The sequence below is a fragment of the Buttiauxella sp. B2 genome, assembly GCF_006376615.1.
In the GTDB taxonomy this organism is placed as follows: domain Bacteria; phylum Pseudomonadota; class Gammaproteobacteria; order Enterobacterales; family Enterobacteriaceae; genus Buttiauxella.
The window spans coordinates 1-14,997 of record NZ_VEXQ01000031.1; the positions used below are offsets into that span (position 1 = coordinate 1).

The following is a 14,997-nucleotide window of genomic DNA, read 5'->3' on the forward strand; positions in this document are numbered from 1 at the left end:
GTGGAGCGGTAGTTCAGTCGGTTAGAATACCTGCCTGTCACGCAGGGGGTCGCGGGTTCGAGTCCCGTCCGTTCCGCCACTTATTAAAAAATTATGCCTGCTAAATTAGCAGGCTTAATAATAAGCGTTCTTTAGGGGCGTAGCTCAGTTGGTAGAGCACCGGTCTCCAAAACCGGGTGTCGCGAGTTCGAGTCTCTCCGCCCCTGCCATATAATAATCCTTTGCTTCGGCAAAGGATTTTTTTTGCTTAAAAATCCTCAACTCCCCTCCAAAAAAATCACAAAAGCGCATTACTGCGCCATGAGTGGTGTCTTTAATAACTCTTTGATTGTGCTTTGTTTATCGCTATTTTGCAGCCAAATTGCATACAAAGGGCGCGAAAGCATATTTGTATCAGCTACCTGGTAAATTCCCGCACGTTCTTTGGCCCACTCTACGGGTAAAAATGAACATCCATTGAGCTGTGGTAACAGTTTGTAGGCTATCTGAGCGGAGCTAGTTGTCAGCACCGGAATGTCATCATTACTGATAAGCCCTATTTCATGCTGCTGAAAGTCAGGCCCCCACTCAAGGCGCAAGTATGTTAGTTCTGCTTTGGTGATTTGTGGAGAGGCAGAGTATAGCGCCAGGTTAAAATGCCCCAGTAACTGACTAGAAAATTCATCCATCTTTGGTGATTCTGTCGTGATCAGCAGATCAAGTTGTCGTTCATGTAATTGTTTAACCAGAGACTGTCGTTGGGATATTCGTGCCTCGAACTGCAGGTCTTTATGCTGTTGATATAGGGCTATAAGCCACTCTGAAAGCATGCATTCCCAAAGCGATGAGCTAGCACCAATTGTTAATTCATTGTGCTGAGACGTGTGGGAAACCTCTTTTTTAGCCGCCAGCCAGGTGTTCATTAAGTTTTCGGCGTAGGGCAACAAACGCTCACCAGCAGTCGTTAGACGAATGTTATTACGATGGCGAGTGAAAAGATTTACCCCAAGTTGGTTCTCTAATTGGCGAATTCGGAAGCTAACAGCTGATTGTGTTAGATAAAGTGCTTCAGCCGCCCGCCCAAAATGCCGTGTTCGGCTCACTTCGAGGAACGTTTTTAGTAATTCAGTATCCACAACTCTCTCCCAAAAAAAATTTGTCGTTATGATTTAAATGTTTTGTTTGACGCTCTGTCAAGCGTAACTAATACTCCGCGCCATAAATAGCTCGACCAAGAGAATTAGGAGCGTGCAGGATGGCGGAAAGCTTTACGACGACTAATCGGTTTTTCGACAATAAACATTATCCGCGCGGGTTCGCTCGGCATGGTGATTTCACCATCAAAGAAGCCCAACTGTTAGAACGTCATGGTTATGCGTTCAATGAGCTGGATCTTGGCAAGCGTGAACCCGGTACTGAAGAAGAAGTTCTGTTTGTATCAGTATGCCGTGGCGAACGTGAGCCCGTTACAGATGCTGAGCGTGTGTGGAGCAAGTATATGACGCGTATCAAGCGTCCTAAACGTTTCCATACTCTCTCTGGTGGCAAACCACAGGCAGATGCGGTTGAAGACTACACCGACAGTGAAGATTAATAAAAATGGGGCGAAAGCCCCATTTTTTTATCCTGTTAGCTGCTGCAAGTGAATGAGTAAACGGTCAATTGCTCGATAGCTAAGTGCTTCCAAAAGATGTTCCCGCTTTATCTGCTCGCGTTGCTGAATATCTGCGATTGTTCGTGCGACTTTTAATAATCGTTGCCACGCACGTACTGACAAACCTAGTTTAACGAGTGTTTCTTCCAACCACACCGCATCACTGTGCTCAATAACACAATACTTTCGGATTTCATGGTTATCCAATCTCGCATTAAGTTTATGCTGGCGAGCATACTGCCGTTGTTGCGTGGTAATTACCCGAGCTCTTACCTCTGCACTACTTTCACTGCTTAGATTAGGATTACTTAGCATGCCGGGTGGTGGTAGAGGGATCTCGACGGATAAATCAAAGCGATCAAGAAATGGTCCTGAAAGGCGGTTTAGATAACGCAGAGTCTGTTCGGGCGTGCAGCGATTGTGCTTGCCTTGATAGTGACCTGTTGGACTAGGGTTCATCGCGGCCAGAAGTTGAAAGTTTGCTGGGTAACTGATTTTGGCGCGAGTACGGGAGATGTGTATTTCTCCCGATTCTATAGGCTCACGTAATGCATCGAGCACACGGCGTTCAAATTCCGGTAGTTCATCAAGGAACAGTACGCCGTTGTGAGCCAGCGAAATCTCACCAGGACGGGGAATCGAACCTCCGCCAACCATCGCACTCAACGAAGCACTGTGGTGAGGCGCTCTGAATGGACGCTGACGCCACTGCTGCTGTAGCGTATGTGGATTGACCAGGCTGATAATAGCTGCACTCTCTAGTGCTTCACTGTCGCTTAATGGCGGGAGTAATGTATTCAGCCGGCTAACTAACATCGTCTTACCGGTGCCTGGCGGACCGATAAGCAATAGGTTGTGTCCGCCAGCAGCAGTGATCTCTAACGCTCTCTTACCTTGTGACTGACCCAAAATTTCATTGAGATCTTGCCGATGTTCAATGGGCTGCAGCTGTTGTTTTTCTGGGGTAGATAATTCGCCTGTTCCTTCCAGGAATGCACAAACTTCGGTGAGATGGTTTGCGATAAAACAGCCAGTTTGCTCAATCAAACCAAGTTCTGCGGAATTTTCATTGGCGACAATTATCTTCTTCCCTGATTTTAAAGCTTCCATAGCAGATGAAATCGCACCCGGGACGCCACGTAACGCGCCGGTAAGCGCTAACTCACCGACGAACTCATATTGACCCAGCTTATCAATGGAAAGCTGCTCAGACGCAGCCAGTAGTGCCAGAGCGATAGGTAAGTCATATCTACCTCCGTCCTTAGGGAGATCTGCTGGGGCAAGATTTATCGTGATTTTGCGTGCCGGAAATGTGTAACCACTGTTGATGATGGCACTTCGCACCCGGTCTCTGGCCTCTCGCACAGTAGTTTCCGGTAATCCGACGAGGGTTAAACCCGGCAATCCCTGGCTAATATGAACTTCAACGGTTACCAGTGGCGCAGTGATACCTAAAGCTGCTCTTGTACTAACAACTGCGAGTGACATAGTTCGTTCCTCTGGGTGAACGTTCATCCTGTCAGCTTGTGAGCGTTGCCTAAAGAGGTGAAGTGATGTTCCTCGAACTGCTTTCCAGACTTTTGGCTGAGATTTCCTTTTTGAAAAATATTCTGCGATATGACTCGCAAAACTTTTATCTCCTACACGGATTTTTGGCTCAGTAGATAAGAAATCGATTTGAGTGAAATATTTTCATTATCTTATTACTGACTGAAAACAAAAAGTTTTTCTATAAATTGATTTTTAAAGCACTGCGTTACCCATAAAAAAATCTTGTGCCTACTCCTGTCTCTGTGATAACTCTGTAGGCATTACTTCGAATAAGTAGCCAGAATATACAAACATGAAAGCCCTTCTACGAGTGATTAGCCTAGTCGTGATTAGCGTGGTGGTGACTATTATCCCACCGTGCGGGGCTGCACTTGGAGAAAGAAAGGCTTAAAAATCAAGCCTGAATCGAAAAGAACCCCCGCACCGAAAGGTCCGGGGGTTTTTTGTTGGGCAAAAAATTCGCAGAGGAACAGATGATGTATTGCAGCATAAAACTCTGTTTCTCCGATAATGAGTCGAGGAACTAACTATGAATGGTGCGCAGTGGGTGGTACATGCGTTGCGAGCGCAGGGTGTAGAAACAGTTTTCGGCTATCCGGGTGGCGCAATCATGCCAGTCTACGATGCGTTGTATGACGGTGGTGTGGAGCATTTACTCTGCCGCCATGAGCAAGGTGCAGCAATGGCCGCCATCGGGTATGCACGCTCTACTGGAAAAACAGGTGTTTGTATCGCAACCTCTGGGCCTGGCGCCACCAACCTGATAACCGGTCTTGCCGATGCGCTGTTAGACTCCGTTCCAATCGTTGCTATCACCGGCCAGGTAGCCGCTCCCTTCATTGGCACCGACGCTTTTCAGGAAGTAGATGTTTTAGGATTGTCCCTCGCTTGTACCAAACACAGCTTCCTCGTTGAATCTTTCGATGATTTACCTCGCGTTCTTGCAGAAGCCTTCGAAATTGCAAATTCTGGTCGTCCAGGTCCCGTATTGGTGGATATCCCTAAAGATATCCAGTTAGCACAGGGAGATCTGGAGCCGTGGCTATCAACCGTTGAAGACGATTTCGAGATGCCACATGCCGAGCTGCAACAAGCTCGTGAAATGATCGCAAACGCCCGTAAGCCGATGTTGTATGTTGGCGGTGGAGTCGGTATGGCTCAGGCAGTTCCGGCCCTGCGTGAGTTTATCGCTGTCACTAATATGCCTTCCACTGTCACACTTAAAGGTCTGGGCGCGGTTCCGGCTGCCCATCCTTTTTATACCGGCATGTTAGGTATGCATGGCACCAAAGCGGCAAATCTTGCGGTACAAGAGTGTGATTTGCTGATTGCAGTTGGCGCGCGTTTTGATGACCGCGTAACGGGTAAGCTGAATACATTTGCCCCACACGCCAAAGTTATTCATATGGATATCGACCCGGCAGAACTGGGTAAATTGCGCCAGGCGCACATCGGATTGCAGGGCGATTTAACTGACTTATTGCAGGCACTGCAACAGCCGCTGGACATTTCTGAGTGGCAGCAAGAAGTCTCAACCTTACGTGCCGAAAACCTCTGGCGCTACGATCATCCAGGCCAGGCCATTTTTGCTCCGTTATTGCTGAAACAAATCTCTGACCGCAAGCCCCATGATTGTGTGGTTACTACCGATGTGGGCCAGCACCAAATGTGGACGGCTCAGCATATGTCCTTTACGCGCCCGGAAAACTTCATCACCTCAAGTGGTCTGGGGACGATGGGCTTTGGTTTACCGGCGGCCGTGGGGGCTCAGGTCGCACGACCGAATGATACGGTCATCTGTATCTCGGGTGATGGCTCATTCATGATGAACGTTCAGGAGTTGGGCACCGTAAAACGAAAACAGCTGCCGTTGAAAATCGTTTTACTGGATAACCAACGTCTAGGGATGGTTCGCCAGTGGCAGCAGATGTTTTTCTCCGAACGTTATAGCGAAACCAATCTCTCCGATAACCCTGATTTTCTCACTCTGGCCAGCGCCTTTGGTATCCCTGGCCTTCACATTACTCGTAAAGACCAGGTAGAAACCGCCATCGAAACGATGCTGAGCAGCGATGGTCCGTTCATGCTTCACGTCTCAATTGATGAGTATGAAAATGTCTGGCCGTTGGTACCACCGGGTGCCAGTAACTCTCAAATGCTGGAGAAATTATCATGATGCAACATCAGCTCGCAGTAACGGCCCATTTTCGTCCAGAAACACTGGAGCGTGTGTTACGTGTCGTACGTCATCGCGGTTTTCAGGTTTGTTCTATGAATATGGTCACGGTGGGGAATACCGACGATATTAATATTGAATTGACCGTTGCCAGCCTGCGCCCAGTCGAATTACTGTTTAGTCAATTAAGCAAACTGGTTGACGTTGGTCGCGTCGAAATCCAGCAACAAACAACACAACAAATCCGCGCCTGAGCGCAGAAGGAAGAGAATAATGACAACGAAGAAAGCTGATTACATCTGGTTCAATGGTGAGATGACGCCGTGGGGCGAGGCAAAGGTTCACGTAATGTCGCACGCACTGCATTACGGTACATCGGTGTTTGAAGGCATTCGTTGCTACGAATCTCACATTGGTCCAGTGGTGTTCCGCCATCGTGAACACATGCAGCGTTTGCGTGATTCCGCAAAAATCTATCGTTTCCCTGTATCACAAAGCGTTGATGAGCTGATGGAGGCTTGCCGCGCCGTTATTCGCAAAAACAACCTGACCAGCGCGTATATCCGCCCTCTGGTATTTGTGGGGGACGTGGGTATGGGCGTTAACCCGCCAGACGGTTATACCACTGATGTTATCATCGCAGCCTTCCCATGGGGTGCATACCTGGGCGCAGAAGCGCTGGATCAAGGGATCGATGCGATGGTTTCCTCATGGAACCGTGTAGCGCCAAACACTATTCCTACTGCTGCTAAAGCGGGCGGTAACTACCTTTCCTCCTTACTGGTTGGCAGCGAAGCACGTCGCCACGGTTATCAAGAAGGCATCGCGCTGGATGTGAACGGCTACTTGTCTGAAGGTGCAGGAGAAAATCTCTTTGAAGTGAAAGATGACATTCTGTTTACCCCGCCATTTACTTCTTCTGCGCTGCCGGGCATTACCCGTGATGCCATTATCAAGCTGGCGAAAGACTTAGGTATCGAAGTGCGCGAACAAGTGTTGTCTCGTGAATCACTCTACCTGGCTGATGAAGTGTTTATGTCCGGTACCGCAGCTGAAATCACGCCGGTACGCAGCGTTGATGGTATTCAGGTAGGTGAAGGCCGTTGCGGCCCGGTCACCAAACGTATTCAGCAGGCATTCTTTGGCCTATTCACTGGCGAAACAGAAGATAAATGGGGCTGGTTAGATCCAGTTAACCAATAATTAAAATATAACCAGGCGGATGGTTATTACCGTCCGCTCGACAGACAGACTGGAGTAAATAAGCATGCCTAAGTACCGTTCAGCCACCACCACCCATGGCCGTAATATGGCGGGTGCCCGCGCTTTGTGGCGCGCAACAGGGATGACAGATGACGATTTCGGCAAGCCAATTATTGCGGTAGTAAACTCTTTTACTCAGTTCGTGCCAGGTCACGTTCATCTGCGAGATTTGGGTAAGCTAGTTGCCGAACAAATCGAAGCATCCGGCGGCGTCGCTAAAGAATTCAACACCATCGCCGTTGATGACGGTATCGCCATGGGCCACGGCGGAATGCTTTATTCTCTGCCGTCACGCGAGCTGATTGCAGATTCCGTGGAGTATATGGTGAATGCACACTGTGCAGACGCAATGGTTTGTATCTCCAACTGCGACAAAATCACCCCAGGGATGTTGATGGCAGCTTTGCGCCTGAACATTCCGGTCATTTTTGTTTCTGGCGGTCCGATGGAAGCCGGGAAAACTAAGCTATCTGACCAAATCATCAAACTCGATCTGGTTGATGCGATGATTCAAGGGGCTGATCCTAAGGTTAGTGACGAGCAAAGCGAGCAGGTTGAGCGTTCTGCATGTCCAACGTGTGGTTCCTGTTCTGGCATGTTCACAGCGAACTCCATGAACTGCCTGACCGAAGCGCTGGGTTTATCTCAACCGGGGAACGGCTCTCTGCTGGCAACACACTCAGATCGTAAAGAGCTGTTCCTGAATGCTGGTAAACGCATAGTTTCCCTGACCAAGCGTTATTACGAGCAGGATGACGAAAGTGCATTGCCGCGCAGCATCGCCAGCAAAGAAGCATTTGAGAACGCGATGACGCTGGATGTTGCGATGGGTGGCTCAACCAATACCGTACTGCATTTATTAGCTGCTGCTCAGGAAGCAGAACTCGATTTCACCATGACCGATATCGACAAGCTTTCTCGCAAAGTCCCGCAACTGTGTAAAGTCGCACCGAGTACCCAGAAATACCATATGGAAGATGTGCACCGCGCAGGTGGTGTAATCGGTATTTTGGGCGAGCTGGATCGTGGTGGCTTACTGCATCGCAATGTGAAAAACGTTCTGGGTCTGACTCTGTCACAAACGCTGGAACAGTACGATGTCATGCTGACTAAAGATGAAAGCGTGAAAAGTATGTTCTCCGCAGGCCCGGCCGGTATTCGTACTACGAAGGCATTCTCACAATCCTGCCGTTGGGATTCTCTGGACGTTGACCGCCAAAACGGTTGTATCCGTTCGAAAGAACACGCATACAGCCAGGAAGGAGGTTTAGCCGTGCTGTACGGTAACTTCGCAGAAAACGGCTGTATCGTGAAAACCGCTGGCGTGGATGATGAAAGTTTGGTGTTCCGAGGACCTGCGAAAGTTTATGAAAGCCAGGATGATGCGGTTGAAGCCATTCTTGGCGGCAAAGTTGTAGCCGGAGATGTTGTTGTTATTCGCTACGAAGGGCCGAAAGGTGGGCCAGGTATGCAAGAGATGCTGTACCCAACAACCTTCCTGAAATCTATGGGTCTGGGTAAATCTTGTGCGTTGATCACCGATGGTCGTTTCTCTGGTGGGACATCTGGCTTGTCAATTGGCCACGTTTCTCCGGAAGCAGCAAGCGGTGGCAATATCGCGCTCATTGAAGATGGCGACATGATCGCCATTGATATCCCGTCCCGTGGTATCCAACTGGAACTGTCCGAGCAGCAATTGGCAGCACGTCGTGAATTGCAAGAAGCTCGCGATGCTCAAGCATGGACTCCGCGTGCGCGTGAACGCCAGGTTTCTTTCGCTCTGCGCGCTTACGCGATGCTTGCCACCAGTGCCGATAAAGGCGCGGTGCGCGATAAAAGTAAGCTTGGAGGCTAATGATGGCCGAATCACAACCGCTACCAGACGCCCCTTGTGGGGCGGAATATCTGCGAGCAGTGCTGCGCGCACCGGTTTACGAAGTCGCGCAGGTCACACCATTGCAGAAGATGGAAAAGCTGTCGTCACGTCTGGATAACGTCATTCTGGTGAAGCGCGAAGACCGGCAACCTGTGCACAGTTTCAAACTGCGTGGCGCATACGCGATGATTGCCGGGCTTAACAGCGAGCAAAAAGCCAGTGGTGTGATTACTGCTTCTGCGGGAAACCACGCGCAGGGTGTGGCGCTTTCTTCAACACGTCTGGGCATCAAATCTTTAATCGTCATGCCGGTTACCACGGCTGATATCAAAGTGGATGCTGTCAGGGCGTTTGGTGGAGAAGTGCTTCTGCACGGCGCAAACTTTGATGAAGCGAAGGCTCGCGCAATTGAGCTTTCACAGCAGCAGGGTTTCACTTACGTTCCTCCGTTCGACCATCCGGCAGTGATTGCCGGGCAGGGAACACTGGCGCTTGAGCTATTGCAACAGGATGCGCATATCGACCGTGTATTTGTACCGGTAGGTGGTGGTGGTTTAGCGGCGGGTGTTGCGGTGCTTATCAAACAACTGATGCCGCAAATCAAAGTGATTGCTGTTGAAGCAGAAGACTCCGCTTGTCTGAAAGCGGCGTTAGATGCGGGCAAACCTGTTGATTTGGCGCGTGTGGGCGGGTTTGCTGAAGGCGTTGCGGTTAAGCGTATCGGCGATGAAACATTCCGTCTGTGTCAAGAATATCTCGACGATATCATCACTGTGGATAGCGATGCGATTTGCGCGGCCATGAAAGATTTGTTCGAAGATGTGCGTGCGGTTGCTGAACCCTCTGGCGCTCTGGCGCTGGCGGGGATGAAGAAATACATCCAGCAGCATCAGATTCGTGGTGAACGCCTGGCGCATGTGCTTTCCGGTGCTAATGTAAACTTTCACGGCTTGCGTTATGTCTCTGAACGCTGCGAGCTTGGCGAACAGCGTGAAGCGCTGCTGGCGGTGACCATTCCGGAGCAAAAAGGTAGCTTCCTGAAATTCTGCCAGTTGCTTGGCGGACGCTCGGTCACGGAATTCAACTATCGTTATTCCAGTTCGTCAGAGGCCTGCATCTTCGTGGGTGTTCGCCTGACGCGTGGAGTGGCAGAGAGACAAGAAATTATCGCATTGCTTAATGAAGGCGATTATGGAGTTGTCGATCTATCTGATGACGAGATGGCGAAACTGCACGTGCGCTACATGGTGGGTGGGCGTCCGTCCAAGCCATTAAGCGAGCGGCTGTATAGTTTCGAATTCCCGGAATCACCTGGAGCATTGCTGAAATTCCTGCAAACGCTGGGTACGCACTGGAATATCTCCCTGTTCCACTATCGCAGTCATGGTACGGATTATGGCCGCGTACTGGCGGCATTTGAACTGGGCGATAACGAGCCTGACTTTGAAACTCGTCTGAACGAGCTAGGCTACGATTGCCATGACGAGACAAATAATCCGGCGTTCCGTTTCTTCCTTGCAGGCTAGTGACTACCGGGTAGTAATTTCCAGAACGCATGAACAAGCGGCTCATTGAGCCGCTTTTTTTGTACGCAAACGCCAAGCTCGAACGGCGTATTTTCATCGCTGCGTTCCAGTATTTGCACACGGTTTCGTACCGGTTCAGGGCTATTCTCAAGTACGATTTCCGGGATAAGTGCAACGCCACATCCCAGCGCCACCATCGACACCATCGCTTCATGCCCCGCGACCGTTGCATAGATAAACGGATTGCTGATTTTTTGCCGACGAAACCACAATTCAATGCGGCGGCGTACTGGCCCTTGATCCGGCAAAATAAACGGCACTTTTGCCCAGTCAGGATCTGGTTGGTTCACCTGCGCACGAACCGGACAGGGCAGTGCCGGCGCAATTAGCGCTACAGATAAATTATCCAGAATCGAGAACGCAACACCGGGCGGTAAAGTTTCAGGCTTACCGGCGATGGCGAGATCGGCTTCATCTGAATCAACTTTTTCTACCGCATCGGCAGCATCGCCCGTGGTCAGTTTGATCTCCACATTTGGATGTTCAGCACGGAATCTGTCGAGAATAGGGGGCAAATGGCTGTATGCAGCGGTGACGGAACAAAAAAGATGTAGCTCGCCGGAAAGCGAGGGGCCTTCTTGTCCAATCGTGTGGCGCATTTGTTGATACTGCAACAGCGTGTGTTGCGCGAACTGTTTGAGTTGTTCTCCGGCTTCAGTCAGCGTAACGGTGCGGTTATCGCGTAAAAATAAGGGTTGACCAAGATCATCTTCGAGACGCTGAATCTGGCGCGAAAGCGTGGATGGGCTGACGTGCATCGCTCGTGCGCTTCTACCGAAATGGCGGCTATCCGCAAGATGAAGGAACGTTTTCAGATCGCGTAAATCCATGGTCATCAACCCTCATTTTTACGTTGCAATAATTGCAACGTCACGTTGTTAATATATCAATTTAAGCAACGCATTTCCTGTCATATAGTGGGTTCATTATTCGCAAGCACGACACGGCAAGCGACCCTTACAAGAAGCACAACACGACAATCACGGAGTTACACGATGGCTAATTATTTCAATACTTTGAACCTGCGTCAGCAGTTGGCGCAACTGGGTAAATGTCGTTTCATGGGGCGTGAAGAGTTCGCTGATGAAGCAAGCTACCTCAAAGGTAAAAAAGTCGTCATCGTCGGTTGTGGCGCGCAGGGTCTGAACCAAGGTCTGAACATGCGTGATTCCGGTCTGGATGTTGCTTATGCTCTGCGTGCAGAAGCTATCGCTGAGAAGCGCGCTTCATGGCGTAAAGCGACAGAAAATGGTTTTAAAGTAGGTACTTACGAAGATCTGATCCCACAAGCTGATCTGGTTGTTAACTTGACTCCAGATAAGCAGCACTCAGCAGTTGTTAAAGCTGTACAGCCGATGATGAAAGACGGCGCAGCACTGGGTTACTCCCACGGTTTCAACGTGGTTGAAGTAGGCGAGCAAATTCGTAAAGACATCACTGTTGTGATGGTTGCTCCAAAATGCCCAGGTACTGAAGTTCGTGAAGAATACAAACGTGGTTTCGGCGTACCGACTCTGATTGCAGTTCACCCGGAAAACGATCCGAAAGGCGAAGGCATGGCAATCGCTAAAGCCTGGGCCGCGGCGACCGGTGGTCATCGTGCAGGTGTTCTGGAATCTTCCTTCGTGGCAGAAGTAAAATCTGACCTGATGGGCGAACAAACAATTCTGTGCGGTATGCTGCAAGCGGGCTCTCTGTTGTGCTTCGATAAGCTGGTGGAAGAAGGCACCGACCCGGCATACGCAGAAAAACTGATTCAGTTCGGCTGGGAAACCATCACCGAAGCGTTGAAACAAGGCGGTATTACGCTGATGATGGACCGCTTGTCCAACCCGGCCAAAATCCGTGCTTACGCGCTGTCTGAACAACTGAAAACCATCATGGCTCCGCTGTTCCAGAAACATATGGACGACATCATCTCCGGTGAATTCTCTTCCGGTATGATGGCTGACTGGGCAAATGACGATAAAAACCTGCTGACCTGGCGTGAAGAGACCGGAAAAACTGCGTTCGAAACCACTGCACAGTTTGAAGGTAAAATCTCTGAGCAGGAATATTTCGATAAAGGCGTTCTGATGATCGCGATGGTAAAAGCGGGCGTTGAGCTGGCGTTTGAAACTATGGTTGATGCAGGCATCATCGAAGAGTCAGCTTACTACGAGTCACTGCATGAACTACCGCTGATTGCGAACACCATCGCTCGTAAGCGCCTGTATGAAATGAACGTGGTTATCTCCGATACCGCCGAATACGGTAACTACCTGTTCTCTTACGCAGCGGTTCCATTGCTGAAAGAGTTCATGACTACGTTGCAGGCAGGTGATTTGGGTAAAGAAATCCCAGCTGGTGCAGTTGATAACGCGCAGCTGCGTGATGTTAACGAAGCGATTCGCAACCATGAAATCGAAGAGGTTGGTAAGAAACTGCGCGGCTACATGAAAGATATGAAACGTATTGCTGTTGCTGGGTAATCAGATTTAGAGTTCTGGAAATGAAAAGGCCGGGGAATCCCCGGCCTTTTCACTTAATTGCGGTACAACACTTTGATGATGTGGTAACCAAACTGCGTGTGCAGCGGGCCTGTTGGCTCCAGCAGCGGGCAGGAGAACACCACTTTATCGAACGCCGGAACCATCTGGCCCTGACGGAATTCACCTAAGTGACCACCTTTTTTGCCTGATGGGCAGGTGGAATGCTTTTTAGCCAGTTTTTCAAAATCGCCGCCATTCTGAAGCTGCGCCAAAATTTCCTGAGCCAGTTTTTCTTCCTTAACAAGGATATGCAATGCTGCTGCGGTTTTTGCCATGATAGTGCCTTGAGTCGTATGGATTACGCTCGCTATACTACCACGCTGTTTTTCTCCCCTCCCGACTTTCATTGAGTGACCTTATGCGTTTAAACCCTGGCCAACAACAAGCTGTTGAATTTGTAACCGGACCCTGCCTGGTCCTGGCGGGCGCAGGCTCGGGCAAAACGCGTGTGATCACCAACAAAATGGCGTACTTGATTCGGGAATGCGGTTATCAAGCTCGTCATATCGCAGCTGTGACGTTTACCAACAAGGCGGCTCGTGAGATGAAAGAACGTGTGGCGCAAACGTTGGGACGCAAAGAAGCACGCGGTTTGCTGATTTCAACCTTCCATACATTGGGGCTTGAGATAATCAAACGTGAATTTGCCGCGTTGGGGATGAAGTCTAATTTCTCTCTGTTTGACGACACCGACCAGACCGCCTTGCTGAAAGAGCTGACCGAAGGTTTGCTCGAGGATGACAAGACATTATTGCAGCAGTTGATCTCGACGATCTCAAACTGGAAAAATGATCTGATGACGCCGTCTCAAGCGGCGGTGCAAGCTAAAGGCGAGCGTGACCGAATCTTCGCCCATTGTTATGGTCTATACGATACCCATCTGAAATCCTGCAACGTGCTGGATTTTGACGATTTGATTTTGCTGCCAACACTGCTTTTGCAGAGTAACGAAGAGGTGCGTGAGCGTTGGCAAAACCGCATCCGCTATTTGCTAGTGGATGAATATCAGGATACCAACACCAGTCAGTACGAATTGGTGAAGTTGCTGGTGGGTGCCCGGGCTCGCTTTACTGTGGTCGGCGATGACGATCAGTCTATTTATTCCTGGCGTGGTGCACGACCACAAAACCTGGTATTGCTGAGCCAGGATTTCCCAGCGCTGCAGGTCATTAAGCTTGAGCAGAATTACCGTTCTTCGGGTCGTATTCTTAAAGCCGCAAACATTCTGATCGCCAATAACCCACACGTGTTTGAAAAACGTCTTTTTTCTGAGTTGGACTACGGTACGGAATTAAAAGTAGTAACGGCCAACAGTGAAGATCATGAAGCCGAACGGGTAACTGGTGAACTTATTGCCCATCACTTCATTAATAAGACCAACTACAAAGATTACGCCATTCTCTATCGTGGGAATCACCAGTCGCGTGTGTTTGAAAAAATGCTGATGCAGAACCGAATTCCATATCGTATTTCTGGCGGCACATCGTTCTTCTCTCGACCTGAAATCAAAGACTTACTCGCTTATCTGCGTGTTCTGACCAACCCGGATGACGACAGTGCATTCATGCGAATTGTGAATACGCCGAAAAGAGAAATTGGCCCAGTGACGTTGCAAAAACTGGGTGCCTGGGCTTCGCAACGGAATAAAGGTTTGTTTGGCGCAAGCTTTGATATGGGGCTGAGCCAAACCCTGGGTGGGCGTGGCCTGGAGTCGTTACAGCGCTTCACCCACTGGCTTCGTGATGTTGCTACTTTGGCTGAACGCGAGCCGATTGCTGCGGTGCGTGATTTGATTCACGGCATTGACTATGAAAGCTGGTTGTATGAAACGTCACCTAGCCAGAAAGCCGCAGAAATGCGCATGAAGAACGTCAATCTTCTGTTTAGCTGGATGACGGAAATGTTGGAAGGCTCAGAAATGGAAGAGCCAATGACGCTTACTCAGGTCGTCACGCGTTTTACACTGCGCGATATGATGGAGCGCGGTGAGAACGACGAAGACACAGATCAGGTGCAGTTGATGACTTTGCATGCCTCAAAAGGGTTGGAATTCCCGTATGTCTTTTTAGTAGGGATGGAAGAAGGGATCCTGCCGCATCAAAGCAGTATTGATGAAGACAATATCGACGAAGAGCGCCGCCTGGCGTACGTGGGAATTACTCGGGCCCAGAAAGAGCTGACCTTTACTCTTTGCAAAGAGCGCCGTCAGTATGGTGAACTGATTCGCCCCGAACCTAGCCGTTTCTTGCTTGAATTACCACAAGATGATTTGCAGTGGGAAACAGAACGTAAAGTCGTTTCTGCTGAAGAGCGTATGACTAAAGGGCAGAGTAATGTTGCCAACATCCGTGAAATGCTGGCAAAAGCACGTAAAAGTTGAG

Annotated in this window: 13 protein-coding genes and 2 tRNA genes; 11 read left to right on the plus strand and 4 right to left on the minus strand. The window is 49.7% G+C overall.

Going from position 1 to position 14,997, the window contains the following annotated elements; genetic code table 11:
• The first annotated feature begins 2 nt into the window (after positions 1–2).
• Together FH968_RS21225 and FH968_RS21230 are read left to right on the plus strand one after the other, a co-directional pair.
• A tRNA-Asp gene (locus FH968_RS21225) sits at positions 3–79 on the plus strand.
• A gap of 54 nt (positions 80–133) precedes the next feature.
• Positions 134–209: transfer RNA gene (locus FH968_RS21230), tRNA-Trp, on the plus strand.
• A gap of 81 nt (positions 210–290) precedes the next feature.
• On the opposite strand, the gene hdfR is transcribed toward FH968_RS21230, so the two are convergent.
• Entirely contained in the window at positions 291–1,145 is an 855-nt protein-coding gene (hdfR, locus tag FH968_RS21235; protein WP_370451546.1) for an HTH-type transcriptional regulator HdfR, read from the minus strand.
• Between the two features lie 89 nt (positions 1,146–1,234).
• On the opposite strand from hdfR, the gene FH968_RS21240 reads away from it, so the two are divergent.
• On the plus strand, positions 1,235–1,573 hold the full coding sequence (locus tag FH968_RS21240) for a DUF413 domain-containing protein (RefSeq protein ID WP_139883098.1): 339 nt from the start codon (positions 1,235–1,237) through the stop codon (positions 1,571–1,573).
• 27 nt (positions 1,574–1,600) lie between these two features.
• Here FH968_RS21240 and FH968_RS21245 read toward each other — a convergent pair whose 3' ends face one another.
• Entirely contained in the window at positions 1,601–3,121 is a 1,521-nt protein-coding gene (locus FH968_RS21245; protein ID WP_139883100.1) for a YifB family Mg chelatase-like AAA ATPase, read from the minus strand.
• Between the two features lie 355 nt (positions 3,122–3,476).
• Between FH968_RS21245 and ilvL the strand changes: the two genes are divergently transcribed.
• The 6 genes from ilvL to ilvA all read left to right on the plus strand — a co-directional run bounded on the left by ilvL (position 3,477) and on the right by ilvA (position 10,025).
• Positions 3,477–3,575 (plus strand): ilv operon leader peptide, encoded by a 99-nt coding sequence (gene ilvL, locus FH968_RS21250; protein WP_139883102.1) that lies wholly within the window; start codon positions 3,477–3,479, stop codon positions 3,573–3,575.
• Positions 3,576–3,713: 138 nt separating this feature from the next.
• Positions 3,714–5,360, plus strand: a complete 1,647-nt coding sequence (gene ilvG, locus FH968_RS21255) for an acetolactate synthase 2 catalytic subunit (protein ID WP_139883104.1) — start codon at positions 3,714–3,716, stop codon at positions 5,358–5,360.
• The gene (ilvM, locus tag FH968_RS21260) at positions 5,357–5,614 is read left to right on the plus strand and encodes an acetolactate synthase 2 small subunit (protein WP_139883106.1); all 258 of its coding nucleotides are present in this window, start codon (positions 5,357–5,359) and stop codon (positions 5,612–5,614) included. Before ilvG ends, ilvM begins: the two co-directional genes overlap by 4 nt.
• A 19-nt stretch (positions 5,615–5,633) precedes the next feature.
• Positions 5,634–6,563, plus strand: coding sequence for a branched-chain amino acid transaminase (locus FH968_RS21265; protein ID WP_139883108.1), 930 nt, complete (start codon positions 5,634–5,636; stop codon positions 6,561–6,563).
• A gap of 64 nt (positions 6,564–6,627) precedes the next feature.
• Positions 6,628–8,478 carry a dihydroxy-acid dehydratase gene (gene ilvD, locus FH968_RS21270; protein WP_139883111.1) on the plus strand — a complete coding sequence of 617 codons (1,851 nt, stop codon included), beginning with the start codon at positions 6,628–6,630 and terminating at the stop codon, positions 8,476–8,478.
• A 2-nt stretch (positions 8,479–8,480) separates the two neighbouring features.
• Complete coding sequence (gene ilvA, locus FH968_RS21275) at positions 8,481–10,025, plus strand: threonine ammonia-lyase, biosynthetic (RefSeq protein WP_139883146.1); 1,545 nt, start codon at positions 8,481–8,483, stop codon at positions 10,023–10,025.
• Here the strand turns inward: ilvA and ilvY are convergent.
• Positions 10,022–10,915, minus strand: a complete 894-nt coding sequence (gene ilvY / locus FH968_RS21280; protein ID WP_139883149.1) for an HTH-type transcriptional activator IlvY — start codon at positions 10,913–10,915, stop codon at positions 10,022–10,024. The two genes, ilvA and ilvY, sit on opposite strands and share 4 nt — an antisense overlap.
• Before the next feature lie 165 nt (positions 10,916–11,080).
• On the opposite strand from ilvY, the gene ilvC reads away from it, so the two are divergent.
• Positions 11,081–12,556, plus strand: a complete 1,476-nt coding sequence (ilvC, locus tag FH968_RS21285) for a ketol-acid reductoisomerase (RefSeq protein WP_139883113.1) — start codon at positions 11,081–11,083, stop codon at positions 12,554–12,556.
• 53 nt (positions 12,557–12,609) lie between these two features.
• On the opposite strand, the gene ppiC is transcribed toward ilvC, so the two are convergent.
• Positions 12,610–12,891 carry a peptidylprolyl isomerase PpiC gene (gene ppiC, locus FH968_RS21290; RefSeq protein ID WP_139883115.1) on the minus strand — a complete coding sequence of 94 codons (282 nt, stop codon included), beginning with the start codon at positions 12,889–12,891 and terminating at the stop codon, positions 12,610–12,612.
• A gap of 83 nt (positions 12,892–12,974) precedes the next feature.
• Between ppiC and rep the strand changes: the two genes are divergently transcribed.
• Positions 12,975–14,996 (plus strand): DNA helicase Rep, encoded by a 2,022-nt coding sequence (rep, locus tag FH968_RS21295; protein ID WP_139883117.1) that lies wholly within the window; start codon positions 12,975–12,977, stop codon positions 14,994–14,996.
• Position 14,997: the final 1 nt, after the last annotated feature.